Origin of the sequence: Aeribacillus sp. FSL k6-2211 (genome assembly GCF_037966125.1) — a bacterium.
Taxonomy (GTDB): Bacteria; Bacillota; Bacilli; order Bacillales; family Aeribacillaceae; genus Aeribacillus; species Aeribacillus composti.
Window position 1 is genome coordinate 3,863,247 of sequence record NZ_CP150190.1, and the last position, 13,346, is coordinate 3,876,592.

Genomic DNA, 13,346 nt, shown 5'->3' on the forward strand with positions numbered 1-13,346 from the left:
TCCACTTTATATTTTGTTAAACTTTATAACCTGTAAAATATGCACTATTGATTATACTTATAGTTTTTAAAATTATTTTTATGTCGCGCTCGCACTTTAACTCCCTATTTTGAATATACTCCAAATCCAATTCCACCATTTTCTCAAACCCTAAATCATTTCTCCCACTCACCTGCCAAAGAAAAGTACACCCCGGCGTCACAAGCAGCCGCTGTTTATCATACTCTGTATATTGCTCTACTTCCCTTGGCAGCGGCGGGCGTGGTCCGACTAGACTCATATCCCCTTTTAATACATTCCATAATTGCGGTAGTTCGTCAATGTCCCTATTGCGCAAAGAAAACTCCTTTTATATGAAGATAGGCAAACCACTTTAATAAGCACCCTTCCTTAAAAGAACCATAAATACGGTTTTTACGAGAATAACTATATCTAAAAGCAATGATTGATTATATACATAAAATAGTTCGACATCTACTCTTTCAGGATACCCGACCTCACTTCTTCCACTTACCTGCCAATAGCCTGTAATTCCTGGCTTGACTGATAAAAACTTTGAAACTTCCATTCCATACTCTTTTAGTTCTTCTTCAACCACTGGTCTCGGTCCAACCAAACTCATTTCCCCTTTTAACACGTTAATCAATTGGGGAATTTCATCAAGACTCGTTTTGCGTAAGAAGCGTCCTAAATTTGTAATTCTTGGATCTTCGTGTGGTTCTAACTTATAATTGTTTCTTAAATATTTTTCATACAATTCTTTATCTGCTTTCAGTTTCTCCTCTGCTTTAACAAGCATGGAGCGAAATTTATAAATATAAAATTTTTTTCCGTTTTTTCCTACACGAACTTGTTTGAAGAAAATTGGTCCTTTCGAGTCACCGAATAAATAGAAGATGCTAATAATAAAAAAAAGCGGACTTGTTAAAACAAGTCCAATGATTGCTCCGATAATGTCGATTGTCCTTTTCGTAATAGCGTATAGTTTAGATGTATCTTCTAAACTTTGAAAGGAAGTGTATTCTACACTGTGATTAGAAGCAAACACTTTTTGTACAGAATTCGACTTCGACAACTCCCCGTCCCCCTTTATTTCTCTTCTACTTTCATATCGCTTAATATTTTCTCCATGAATTGAATAAGATCTTCTCTTAACTCCTGATTCTGCAATGCAAATTCAATAGTCGTCTGTATAAAACCTACTTTTTCCCCAACATCATATCGTTTTCCTTCGAAGTTGTAGGCGAAGACACGTTGGATTTCATTTAGTTTTTGGATGGCGTCTGTTAACTGGATTTCGCCGCCAGCTCCGATTTTTTGTTCTTCTAAAAACCGGAAAATTTCAGGCGTTAGTATGTACCGACCCATAATGGCGAGATTGGATGGCGCTGTTCCTTTTGCCGGTTTTTCGACGAAATTTTTGACTTCGTATCGTCGGCCCGTTTGTTCGAGCGGCTCGATGATGCCGTAGCGGTGTGTTTCTTCTTCAGGAACAGGCTGTACGCCGATGATCGATGCTCCCGTTTTTCCATATTCGTCCATCAGCTGTTTTAAGCAAGGCTTGTCCGCCTGCACGATGTCATCTCCAAGAAGTACAGCAAACGGTTCGTCGCCGATGAATTTGCGGGCGCACCAGACAGCATGTCCAAGCCCTTTTGGTTCCTTTTGCCGTATGTAATGAATATCTACTTTGGAAGATTGGCGCACTTTTTCCAAGAGATCAAATTTTTCTTTTTCCACTAAATTTTGTTCGAGTTCAAAGTTGTTGTCAAAATGATCTTCGATCGCTCTTTTTCCTTTTCCGGTGACGATGATGATGTCCTCAATTCCGGATTCGATCGCTTCCTCTACTATGTATTGAATCGTCGGTTTATCAACGATCGGCAGCATTTCTTTCGGCATCGCTTTCGTTGCGGGCAAAAATCTTGTTCCGAGCCCCGCAGCTGGTATGATGGCTTTCCTCACTTTTTTCAATATACTCACTCACTTCCCTTTGTACTTTTTGTTTATACGGACCTACGTATAATCTATTCATCAATAGAGCATACGTAGATTCATATCGGTTTTGAAAAAAAATAACCACTTTTTGTTTCCAGTGGTTTTCCAGTTTTGTTTTTTAGTTTTAGCATTTTTTGTTTAAATACTCTTTATTTAGTTCCCTCTGTTTTAGGTAAATTATTTACTGACAATTTGCAGACTGTTTAATAAACAAAGCTTAATATGTTTGATGCAAATTTCAATTAAGATTTTTTATATAAGTCAATGTTTTCCTGTTAAATTTTATCAATACTTTCTTGTGTTTGTTCAATATTGCTTTTTTACTCAATCCAATCACTCATAAAATAGTATAATTTTCCTTTCCATGCAGAGTAAAGAATGCTTACAGCTGCCTACAATTTTGGGCGTTATCCAGTGAATTCTTTCAATATACCGTGTTATTAAACCGGGCATCGAACCCGCCCTCACACCGCACCATCGACGACTAGCGTCTAAGGTGTCCTTTTGGAAGCACCCACAGCGCGGCCGAGTGCCTCTATTGATAAAGGTAAAGAGACATCACCTTTAAAAAAATTCTAAAAAACAATATATAGAAAAGGCGCTAATAGCCAGTCATATATTGTAATTTAGAAAATTCCAAAAAACTTCTTTTTTTTGATGCGCTCGGGCGGTTCTTTGTAAATCGCTTCGTTTCGAATGACGCAGTCGGCGTTTTCTTTGAAATATTCGACCGCATCTATGCCAAATTGTTCTTCCACTTCCGCAAAAGCTTCCTGCATGTGAAAGCTCCTATACTTCAAATCGTGCGCATCTGAAGCAATAAAATGAACAAGATTGGAATTTAGCAACTCGAAAGAAAATTTTTTAATTTTGCTGCCAAACGTTCCCGTAAGGCTTGCTGCTGTCAGCTGTGCTGCCGCTCCTTGCTTTATAAGCTTGTACAAAAGGTCGGGATTTTGCGCAATTTCGCTGTTTCTCTCTGGATGGGCAATGATCGGATTCAGCCCGGCCATCATCATATCAAATATCAACCGTTCCGCATATCTTGGCACATGGTTTGAAGGAAACTCAATTAAAATATAGTTTGACTGATTTAAACCGCCGCAGTTCCCAGCCGAAAAGTCTTCAAGCAGTTCCCCGTACAGCCGGATCTCTTGGCCGGGAACTACTGTAAGCGGAATTCCTTCTTTTTTCAATGCTTCATTCAATTTTTCTGTCTTTTCTTTAACGAAGTTCCATTCATTGTCAAACTTCCCGTTTTTATGGTGCGGTGTAGCGGTAATGACCGAAATCCCTTGACAGACAGCCGCTCGCGCCATTTCGATGCTTTCCGTCAAATGCTTCGCTCCATCGTCCACTTCCGGCAATATATGACAGTGCAGATCAATCATCATACGACACCATCCTTCAAATCACGGAAAAAAATCAGATATTATCATTTTAAACAAGTAGACTGTTTTTTTCAAAGAAAAATAGGAAAAAATACCTAATTTTTCCCGCCGTAATAATAGTAATAATGGCTGTCTTTCTGCGGCTTGCCGTTTAATACAACTCCTAGCAGCTTGCTTTTTGCCGACAACAATGATTCTTTTCCTTTTAACGCTGCTTCTCTCTCCGTTTTTCCGCTTGCCACCACCATGATCGACGCATCGACTTGATTAGCCAAAATTTGCGCATCCGCTACCGCTAAAAGAGGCGGAGAATCAATAAGCACAATGTCGTACTGATCATAAGCTTCTTTGAGCAGCTCCACCATGCTTCTCGATGACAAAAGCTCGGCTGGATTCGGAGGAATCGGTCCGCTCGTTAAAACGTCCAAATGATCAACTTCACTTACCGACACAGCTTCCTGTAAAGTCGCATTTCTTAACAGCACGCTCGTTAATCCGTGAATGTTTTGCAGACGGAATGTATAATGAACTGTCGGTTTGCGCAAATCAGCGTCAATTAACAGCACCTGCTTCCCTTGCTGAGCAAACACAACAGCCAAGTTTGCCGTCGTTGTCGACTTCCCTTCTCCAGGGCCAGTTGATGTAATCATGATTGAACGAATTTCATGGTCCACAGACGAAAATTGAATGTTAGTCCTAATCGTCCGGTATTGTTCAGAGATCGGCGATTTCGGGTTGAGCGCCGTGATCAATGTGCGCTGTTTTTGCTTCATTCCTTTCGCTCTAGGCGCCATACGTCTCACCCCTGACTCTCGATTTTTTTACCGCTTGATTCATTGTCGAACTGTTCATTTCATTGTCCATTTCAGAAATTGCCCCAAGCACAGGAAGCTCCAAAAGCTTCTCAATATCCTGCTCCGTCTTTACCGTGTTGTCAAGATACTCAATCAAAAACGCAAGTCCGACGCCGGCCATCAATCCGACAACAAACGCAATCGCCATATTTAAGACAGGCTTCGGCTTGACAGGGGAAGCATTCTCTTTCACTTCCGCTTTCGACAAAATGTTGACGTTGTCAACGTTCATAATATTTTTAATTTCCTTTTGGAAAACGCTCGCGATCGTGTTGGCAATATTTGCTGCGTGCTGCGGGTCAGGATCTTGAACGGAAATGTTGACGACCTGCGAGTCCTTTTCGCTTCCGACCGTAATTTTTTCATTTAATTCGTCGACCGTCTCGTTTAAACCCAGCTCTTCAATCACCAGCTCCAAAATTCTTGGACTTTTAATAATGACATTGTATGTATTAATGAGCTGCAAATTCGTTTGAATTTCGTTGTATTGAAAAGCGGCTTGGTCATCCTTCGTTTGGTTGACTAAAATTTGGGTGGAAGCTTGATAAATCGGAGTAATAAAAAAATAGCTGACAATGCCGCTTGCCGCTGTTGCAATCGCCGTAATGAGAATAATTAAGCTTATCCGTTTTTTCAATATATCCAATATCTCTTTTAAACTAATTGTTTCTTCCATGTTTACCTCCGTTGCAAAATATGTCATTACCTATCAATTTATTATAATATTAAATTCTTCCAACATCTAGTTGATTCGACAATTTTTATAGAGAATTTTGTCCTTTTTCAGAAAAAAGCGTAAGGAGGCGAATCGTTTCAATTCACCTCCTTACACTTTCTTCCTACATCGTATTCAGCAAAATTGCGGCAGCCGCCCCAATGGCAACAGCAATAACCGGAAAAGCGATATAAAGGCACATTTTTTTGATTTTTCTTCTTGCTTCGATTTCTTCCGGCGTCAACCATTGACCTTTCAACCCTTCACCCTCCCCTTCCCCTGATGCGCTTCTCCTAGCAAATACCAAGAAAGCGTCATCAAAAACTTCACAAATCCTTACAAAAATAATATGAAGTAAGAACTACATTACCCATATCGGTCAGCCGCCTTATGATGTTTACAGGAAAAAAGGCTTATTTTTAGTTCGGAGGAGATAGAACAATCAAACGTTCCCTAGCTTTTAAAACATGCAGAATGAAAGGAGATGTCAGATAAGTCACTTAAAATAAATCAAGTAAAGAAAAACAAACCGTTTTTCTCTACTTGATTTCGTATATTTCTATTTTTGTTTGAAAGTATCTGGCGGATGCCAGCTACTTTCAGTATGTTGCGGGATAATGCCACAATCCCACAGCTATGATACATACACCTTTTTAATCTCGTGTTCAAGCTGTTTTAATAATTCTTTCGTAGTGACATGTTCGTTTGTTTCACCTTGCTTATACGCATTAAGGAGAATTTTCAGAAATTCGTCCTGGATCTTCTTTGTCTCTTTCATTCTGAAAAATTTCCTTTCTTCAAATTTTTACAAAATTAAACAGCAAGATATGACAATTATACTAACATCAAATCAAAGTTGCAATAGTTTACTAGACAAGAATAGTGTTCGATTTCGCATTTTGCGCTATAATCGTAAGGAACGTGTTGCTATAAACGACAAAGGAGCGGACTTCTCATGCCTTCCCATATTTTCGATAAACAATTAGTGCTTCATTGTTCAGAACAAGTGATAAACATGCTTTCCCCTGAAACAGAGGAACAACGTGAATGGATGAAAAAAGGGTTTCTTTTATATAGACAAGGAAACGTGTTTAATGTCAAGCAAGAAGGAATATTTATTACGGCGGCAGTTGAGGACGTAAAGCGCGCATATGTCAAGCTTGATTTGGAATATTTCCAGCTGTCAAGCTGCTCCTGTTCTAATGAGTTTCCATGCCGTCATCTCATTGCTGTTTTTTTATATATTTATGCATTAACAGACGATCTCGGTGACTTTTTTAACAAGTGGAAAGAAAAACCGAATAAAAAGCTGGCCGTGTTGAAGGAGGAAGGCTTGATTCAAAAAGGAATGAAGCCGAGTGAACAACCGGCCGACGATTGGGCGGAGCTTTTTAAAGGCGAACTGGACAATGTTGAAACACTCTTCGGTACACAAAGAATTTATGCGATTTGGTATAAAGTGTATCCTCTTCTGAAAAAGAAGGAGCCTAAAAACCGAGGGTTAAAACCTCTCTACCATATCATGCTGGCAAGTAGTCTGCTTGTTGAAATTTGCCGTTTTTGCCATCAAAACGAAACAAATACAAATTCGCCAGCTCTTTTCCAATACGCTGCTCAAGTGATAGAAGAATTGCAGCTTGAGATCATTGAACATGTAAAGCAAATAAAAACAACGCCTTTACCTTTTTCCGCTGATCCCATTTTACATGACATGAGGGATCACATCCGCGAGCTTTTGTTTTGCGGCAAAGCTTTTCTCTATGAGCGAGTCGTTATTTACCGGATCATCTGGGAGTATTTACTGAACCGAAAAAAGTGGATGGAAGAAGAGCGGACGATGCTTGAACATCGAAAAGATGATGAAATGAAAAAAGGCGGTTTGTTCATTCTTGAATGCGAACTCGCTATTTTCCATTTTGATTTTTTGGACAAAAACGATGACCGCATCATCCATTATTTGAACGAAACTGAGCTTCCACTTTTGCCGTTATTGTTTGATTGGATTATATCGATGAATAAAAGAAAAGAATTTAAACGGTTCCGAAAATGGGTTCCGGTAATTCTTGATCAAGCCAATTTGTATATTCAAGTAGAATATTTTTACGATCGACAAGAAACGATATATTATTTATTAAATGAGTTTGAACATTACCGTGCTCAAGTTGGGGATGACGAGACGTTCGAACACGCTTGCCGAAAGCTTCTTCCGTACAGCTATGCAGTTTATCATGAATATTTAATAGAAAAAGGCCTGTTTCATACATGGGCGGAGCTTCAGCTTTCGATCGGTTTCTCTCTAGATGATGTAGAGAGCCGGCTTCTTACTGTCATTGAAAAAAAAGCACCCGGTGTGCTGCTTCCCCTATTGCATCAAGAAATTGCCGGCAAAATCGCTGCAAAAAACCGATCAAGCTACAAAGACGCTGTGAAATATTTAAAAAGGCTGAAACGCGTTTATAAAAAAATGGGCGATATGGACACTTGGGAACACTATTTTCAGCATATTACGAGCGAGTATAAACGCCTTCGCGCTTTTCAAGAGGAGCTCGTAAAAGGAAAATTGATGTAATACACAGCTTAAATATCAAAAGTATTCAACAGAAAAGGAAGTGGGGACATGTTCACCACAACTAGTCTTGTGATTTGTGCTGAGAAAATCGGAGATCATCAATACAGCATTTGGTGTACAGATGAAGCTGGCACCTTTCTTTCGCTTAAGCAATGGCAGCAATACGCATTTATTTGGCATACTTCTTCCTTTTATGGCACCGATTTGCGTGTATCAGACAATTGTATTCTGCTTTCGCCGTGGCAGGCGGTCGAATTTTTTGGCAAACAACCGGTCAACTCTTTGCTCAATATTTCCTTTTCCAGCGATCTTGCCTATACATTGCAAACAGCTGAACTGATTTTTCAGCTTGTTCAGACCGGTAACTTCATGCCTGACTATTCATCTTGGCAAAAAGGAAAGATGGGCTGGAAGCCGAAGGATAAAACGGTTAAGGAAATTGATCTTCCATGGTTTTCCGCTGCCGTTTCTGACCTTTTGGAAAGAAGCGCAGGAGCGAAACGTGCTTGGGATCAGCTTGTCGAAACATATCCTTTGCTCACATCATTTGAAGGGCATTTTCTTGACGAACAGGACTGGCTTGAGAAAATAGGCTGGCGATTAAACGATCGGCCGTTTCAAATCGGCGTCCGTTTAAATGAACCTGAACAGGATGGTGGCATTTGGAAGCTGGAAATGTTTTTGCGAGACCAAACAGACAAAGATTCTTTGCTTCTATACAAAGGGAAAAGCTCGCTGCCGGCTAAATGGCGGAAATATACGGACACAATTGAGCGTGAACAACAGCGCCTTACTGCAATCGTCCCATGGCTTGCATTTGAAAATGGAGAAGCTCTATTAAGCGAACAGGAGGCGTGGCGTTTTTTATTTGAAGCAAGCGAAACATTCATCAAATCAGGCGTCGAGATTCTTTTGCCATCCTGGTGGCAGGCGGTGAAGCAATCAAGCCTGGCATTGAAAGCGCATGTGAATACCGTCCCGAAAGGAAGATCGTTTGTCGGGATGAATTCCCTCATCGACTTTAATTGGCGGATCGCAACAAACGGCGTGGAGCTGACCGAAGAGGAATTTGAACAGCTGGTTGAGCACAAACGGCGGCTCGTCAACATACGGGGAAAATGGATCATGCTTGATCCGTCAATGATCGAGCAGATGAAGAAAATGCTGAAGCGTGCAGAAAAAGAAGGCCTCCACATTTTTGATATTTTAGAGCAGGAATTTGGGCGAAATCGCGAAGAGGGGGACGAGCCAGAGCGCCCATTTGCTGGGATCGAAATCAAATTAAACAGCACATTAAAAAAAATGGTGAAGCAGCTGGGGGAGCTTTCGGAAATCCCTTCCGTAAGCTTGCCGAAACATTTCACCGGCACCCTCCGCCCTTATCAAAAACAAGGAGTGGATTGGCTGCTGTTTTTGCGCCGTTTCGGATTTGGCGCATGTTTGGCAGACGATATGGGGCTCGGGAAAACAGTGCAGATGATTGCTTATTTTCAATATGTGAAGGAACGGGAGAAGCCGGAAACGCCCGCACTGATCATCGTGCCGACGTCCGTGCTCGGCAATTGGCAAAAGGAAATAGAAAAATTCGCGCCTCAATTAAACGTTTATTTACATTACGGCCAAAACCGGAAAAAAGGCGAAGCATTTCAAAAAAAGGTTTTGTGCTCCGATATTGTTTTGACATCATACGGCTTAAGCCACGTTGATTTTGACGAACTTTCTTCTGTTCATTGGTCCAGCCTCTGCATCGATGAAGCGCAAAATATTAAAAACGCCCATACGAAACAATCGCGATCTATCCGGAAATTGAACAGCCATCAGCGCATTGCGCTGACAGGAACGCCGATAGAAAATCGCCTAACGGAGCTTTGGGCCATTTTTGATTTTATCAATAAAGGTCTTTTAGGAAGCCTTCACCAATTTCAGAAGCAATATGTGCTTCCGATCGAAAAAGGTGAAAAACCGGACAAAATTCAAAAACTGCGCAGCATCATCAGGCCGTTTCTGCTTCGAAGAACAAAACGCGATGAGCATGTCGCACTGAATTTACCGGAAAAACAAGAACAGAAGGAGTACGTGCCGCTCACCGTCGAGCAGGCATCATTATATGAACAGCTTGTCAAAGACACATTTGATGAAGTTATGAAAGCGGACGGCTTCGAGCGGAAAGCGCTCATTTTAAAAATGCTGGGCAAGCTGAAACAAATTTGCAATCATCCCGCTCTTTATTTGAAGGAAGAGGCTGTTTCTACTCTTCAAGGCCGGTCTCATAAAATCGATAAGCTGCTTGAATTAGTTGAAGCTATTTTGAATCAAGACGAAAGCTGTTTAATTTTTACCCAATACATTCAAATGGGAAAAATGCTGCAAAACTTGCTTGAAAAAACATTTAAAATAGACGTTTTATTTTTGCACGGAAGCTTATCCAAAACAGAACGGGACAAGCTTGTCGAGAAGTTCCAAAGAGGAGACAGCCGCTTATTTATTTTGTCGCTGAAAGCTGGAGGTACAGGATTAAATTTGACAGCCGCCAACCACGTTATCCATTTTGACCGCTGGTGGAACCCGGCCGTTGAAAACCAGGCAACCGACCGCGCCTACAGAATCGGCCAAAAGCGGTTTGTCCACGTACATAAACTGATTACCACCGGCACAATTGAAGAAAAAATCGACGACATGATCGAGAAAAAACAAGCATTAAACGAAGAACTGATCCAAAGCGACAATTGGATCACCGAACTTTCAACAGAAGAATTGAAGGACTTAATTGCACTCAGAAATGAAGAAAGACGATAAAGCGTGTCTGCATCGATCGAAAACGACTGAGGAATAAAAAAAGAGATAAAGCGTTAAGGTTTTTTTAATGTAAAGCTTTTTAAAAAGTGACCGTGTCTACTTTAGCGACTTCTTTTATCAAAGTTTGAAAGCAAAGGGATTATTCCATTCTTAAGCTGTTAAAAAAGGAGGGAATCTTCTTGGCAAAAAAAGATTCTAAAACGGAAGCACATGCCCCGGAATGGGAAAAACTTTATGAAGAATTAATAAAAGCTGCAAATAAATAAGAACTCTTTTAACCACTCTTTTTGGGAGTGAGCAGCGGAGTCTATACACCACAAAAAAAGATCTTGGAGTCTTATCAATTTTAATGAGGCTGAGGCAAAGACCGGAAGCTGGAAGCAGTCTCGACGAAACAGCATAAATACATTAAAAGGAAGCCAAGAATGGAGCGGTTGAAGCTTTTATAAAATGAAGCATCATTTTCATCTCTAAAAAATTTGAACAAAATGTATCAAAACGTCATTTCTAAAAAACGGCTGTTGCCTTTCATTAGCTGATAATTCCTTTCCTCTCAACAAAACAGCCAGCCTCAAAAAAACGGCTGGCCAAAGGTTGAGGGAGCTTTTAGGGGATGCCTTGTGATTTTTTCTTTTCACTGGAAGGAAAAAAGCGGACTACTTAGCTAACGGAAGTCCATTTTCGATTTGAGTCAAAAGGTGGACTTTTCTTCTAATAAGATTGATTTTCGTTTCTTCTGCGGAATCAAAAGCAAACTTACTTTACATCAAACATGCCTTATTTTGCTGAAGACGAAAAGGATTGTTTTTCCTCTAAAGTCAGACTTACTATGCCTCAGACTGTCCAGATGCGGATTCCGGATCGAAAAGCTCTCTTGCCCGCATTCTTTGCGGCGGAGTGCCCATAAATCGAACGGAATCCGCAACAACTTCTGTTACGTACACTTTTTTGCCCTCGCTGTTTTCATAGTTGCGCGTTTGAATTCTTCCGATTACGCCAACGATCGATCCTTTCCGGCAGTAATTTGCAGTATTTTCAGCTGTTCGTCTCCAAAGTGTACAATGAACAAAATCTGTGTCGATTTCCCCTGCCGCATTGCGAAAGTTGCGGCTCACGGCCAGCGTGATATTGGCAACAGGAGCCCCTTCACTTGTATAGCGGATTTCAGGATCCTTCGTTAATCGACCGACGAGCGTCACATGGTTGATCACATCATCCCTCCCTTCTCGTAATGTGCACCCTTATTGTAGCTGAAGTTAAAAAAATAGAAAAATGTCTATTTTTAGATTTTTTCGTCTATAATAACGTTGATTTTCTCATTTTCCTACAGCTATTTTTCGAAAATAAACGACGATTTATTATTTTTCGGGGTTTTTCATATTTTTTGTCGTAATGAAGGAAAAATGATTCGACCCATAGATGTGTATGTTCTGCAAAAGCTTTGAGAAGATTGGAGAAGATTTCATTTCCTCATCTATGATTTCTTCTTCATACCGATGAGTTGTGTGGTTGTATGTAAACAACTGAAGATAAAACTGCTTTTCTTGCATCCCAAACATTACCCGCAATATTGACAATTTATCCTCCATTTGAAAATATACATCAATTACCGCATCGCTCGGGATTTGAAAATAATGATAGCTAAGCTCATTTTCGGAAAAATCGCCAATCCTCAACATCATGAATTCCTTATTTCTAGTTCTATTTTCATGACCGCGGATAATATGAATTTTTTTGAGTTTATATTTCGTCATCAAATCCCCCCCTTAGGCCTTTTTAAAAAAGTATAATCCTTAATGTCAAAATTATCTATATTTACGAAATATTTGTAATATATGTATTTTAGTTCATTTTTCCTATAAAATGTCGAAAATTCTCCTTATCTCTTGTATTTTCTTCATTTTTCAATTTCGTTCTAATACTGAACGTTTATTTTATTGATCTTATTACGATCTGACGATGCCTTCTTTTTCCTTTACCATATTTTTTAATGGTATGGAAAAGTTGGTGGAATCGTGAACGCACAGCAAAAATTTCAAATGAATATGAAATTTTTCCGAAAAGAAAAAGGATGGACTCAGAAACAGCTGGCCGAAAAATTGAATATGACAAGATCAGTAATCAGCAAATTGGAAACTGGAGTGCAGCAGCCTAGTCTGGAGCAGCTTGTTTCGATTAGTGAAGCACTCGAAATCAGCATTGATCATCTAGTTGGTCAAGGCGGTACCCCGAGCATGTTGGCAGAAGTGCTTGAACCGTATCGGTCAGAAAAACATTTGGAGGAAGTAATTGACTTTTTAATAAAACATCCCAATTTATACGATGCGATTAAAAAATTAGCGAAAACAAATCATAATCAACAGCAATTATCCCAGTATGTTGCTACGATGATTCATGAACTGTTGAAAATAGAGTAAAGGCTGACTTTTGTCAAGCCTTTTTTATTTTATGTTATAATAAAGCATAAACTCTAGTTGGGGGCCTTGAACCATGAAAACCTTTAAGCTTGTCGAATTGAAAGTTGAGAGGAAAGATCAGGAAAACCGCATCGAAAATTTACCTCTTGCTGATGGGCTGATCATTAATAAAGAGGACGGCGAAAATTCGTGGTTAATTGAGGCGCTTCTTTCTAAACAGTTTCGTCCTTATTTTGAACACCATTTGCAAAATAATGATGAACTCAAGCTTTTAGCCACGATTACTAAAAAAAATAACAGACCCGCTCATATCATTGCAAAAATTCGTTCGATCACTATGTTAAAGGATCATATTTCTGTCCTTTTTGACGGCAGAATCTATAATAACCGAACTTCCAAGCAGGAAGCAGAAATGGTCCTCAGAGAATTAATTTCAAAAGGTCTATCCGGACAAGAGCTGCTGGAGGCATTTAGTAAAACAATCCATAAAATCCATGATCCAAAAACTAAATGCCGATTTAAAAAAAATTGAATAGTCCTCCATGAAAAAGGATAGTCATGCGTATTTAATGAGAAAGCCAGCAAAAATCCTTGGACCAGATTTGC

13 protein-coding genes and 1 pseudogene are annotated in these 13,346 nt (G+C 39.8%); 4 read left to right on the forward strand and 10 right to left on the reverse strand.

Annotated elements, in window-relative coordinates; genetic code table 11:
- Positions 1–16: 16 nt before the first annotated feature.
- The 8 genes and pseudogenes from NSU19_RS18505 to NSU19_RS18540 all read right to left on the reverse strand — a co-directional run.
- Positions 17–322: pseudogene (locus NSU19_RS18505) on the reverse strand (sugar transferase); the annotation flags it as partial.
- Positions 323–373: 51 nt separating this feature from the next.
- On the reverse strand, positions 374–976 hold the full coding sequence (locus tag NSU19_RS18510) for a sugar transferase (RefSeq protein WP_339200052.1): 603 nt from the start codon (positions 974–976) through the stop codon (positions 374–376).
- 113 nt (positions 977–1,089) lie between these two features.
- Complete coding sequence (gene galU, locus NSU19_RS18515) at positions 1,090–1,974, reverse strand: UTP--glucose-1-phosphate uridylyltransferase GalU (protein WP_339200053.1); 885 nt, start codon at positions 1,972–1,974, stop codon at positions 1,090–1,092.
- 650 nt (positions 1,975–2,624) lie between these two features.
- On the reverse strand, positions 2,625–3,389 hold the full coding sequence (locus tag NSU19_RS18520; RefSeq protein WP_339200055.1) for a CpsB/CapC family capsule biosynthesis tyrosine phosphatase: 765 nt from the start codon (positions 3,387–3,389) through the stop codon (positions 2,625–2,627).
- 95 nt (positions 3,390–3,484) lie between these two features.
- Positions 3,485–4,183 carry a CpsD/CapB family tyrosine-protein kinase gene (locus NSU19_RS18525; RefSeq protein ID WP_339197970.1) on the reverse strand — a complete coding sequence of 233 codons (699 nt, stop codon included), beginning with the start codon at positions 4,181–4,183 and terminating at the stop codon, positions 3,485–3,487.
- Complete coding sequence (locus NSU19_RS18530) at positions 4,173–4,919, reverse strand: YveK family protein (protein ID WP_339197973.1); 747 nt, start codon at positions 4,917–4,919, stop codon at positions 4,173–4,175. The genes NSU19_RS18525 and NSU19_RS18530 overlap by 11 nt, the downstream gene beginning before the upstream one ends.
- A gap of 163 nt (positions 4,920–5,082) precedes the next feature.
- On the reverse strand, positions 5,083–5,217 hold the full coding sequence (locus tag NSU19_RS18535) for a hypothetical protein (RefSeq protein WP_339197976.1): 135 nt from the start codon (positions 5,215–5,217) through the stop codon (positions 5,083–5,085).
- Positions 5,218–5,592: 375 nt separating this feature from the next.
- Positions 5,593–5,736, reverse strand: a complete 144-nt coding sequence (locus tag NSU19_RS18540) for a hypothetical protein (protein ID WP_186439282.1) — start codon at positions 5,734–5,736, stop codon at positions 5,593–5,595.
- Positions 5,737–5,913: 177 nt separating this feature from the next.
- Between NSU19_RS18540 and NSU19_RS18545 the strand changes: the two genes are divergently transcribed.
- Complete coding sequence (locus NSU19_RS18545; RefSeq protein WP_339197978.1) at positions 5,914–7,527, forward strand: SWIM zinc finger family protein; 1,614 nt, start codon at positions 5,914–5,916, stop codon at positions 7,525–7,527.
- 48 nt (positions 7,528–7,575) lie between these two features.
- Complete coding sequence (locus tag NSU19_RS18550) at positions 7,576–10,323, forward strand: DEAD/DEAH box helicase (RefSeq protein WP_339197981.1); 2,748 nt, start codon at positions 7,576–7,578, stop codon at positions 10,321–10,323.
- An 827-nt stretch (positions 10,324–11,150) separates the two neighbouring features.
- On the opposite strand, the gene ssb is transcribed toward NSU19_RS18550, so the two are convergent.
- Positions 11,151–11,534 (reverse strand): single-stranded DNA-binding protein, encoded by a 384-nt coding sequence (gene ssb / locus NSU19_RS18555; protein WP_339197983.1) that lies wholly within the window; start codon positions 11,532–11,534, stop codon positions 11,151–11,153.
- A gap of 147 nt (positions 11,535–11,681) precedes the next feature.
- Positions 11,682–12,077, reverse strand: a complete 396-nt coding sequence (locus NSU19_RS18560) for a hypothetical protein (RefSeq protein ID WP_339197985.1) — start codon at positions 12,075–12,077, stop codon at positions 11,682–11,684.
- 261 nt (positions 12,078–12,338) lie between these two features.
- On the opposite strand from NSU19_RS18560, the gene NSU19_RS18565 reads away from it, so the two are divergent.
- Together NSU19_RS18565 and NSU19_RS18570 are read left to right on the forward strand one after the other, a co-directional pair.
- Entirely contained in the window at positions 12,339–12,740 is a 402-nt protein-coding gene (locus NSU19_RS18565; RefSeq protein WP_066248034.1) for a helix-turn-helix transcriptional regulator, read from the forward strand.
- 73 nt (positions 12,741–12,813) lie between these two features.
- Positions 12,814–13,272: a YwpF-like family protein gene (locus NSU19_RS18570; RefSeq protein ID WP_063388992.1), complete on the forward strand. Its 459-nt coding sequence runs from the start codon at positions 12,814–12,816 to the stop codon at positions 13,270–13,272.
- Positions 13,273–13,346 lie beyond the last annotated feature (74 nt).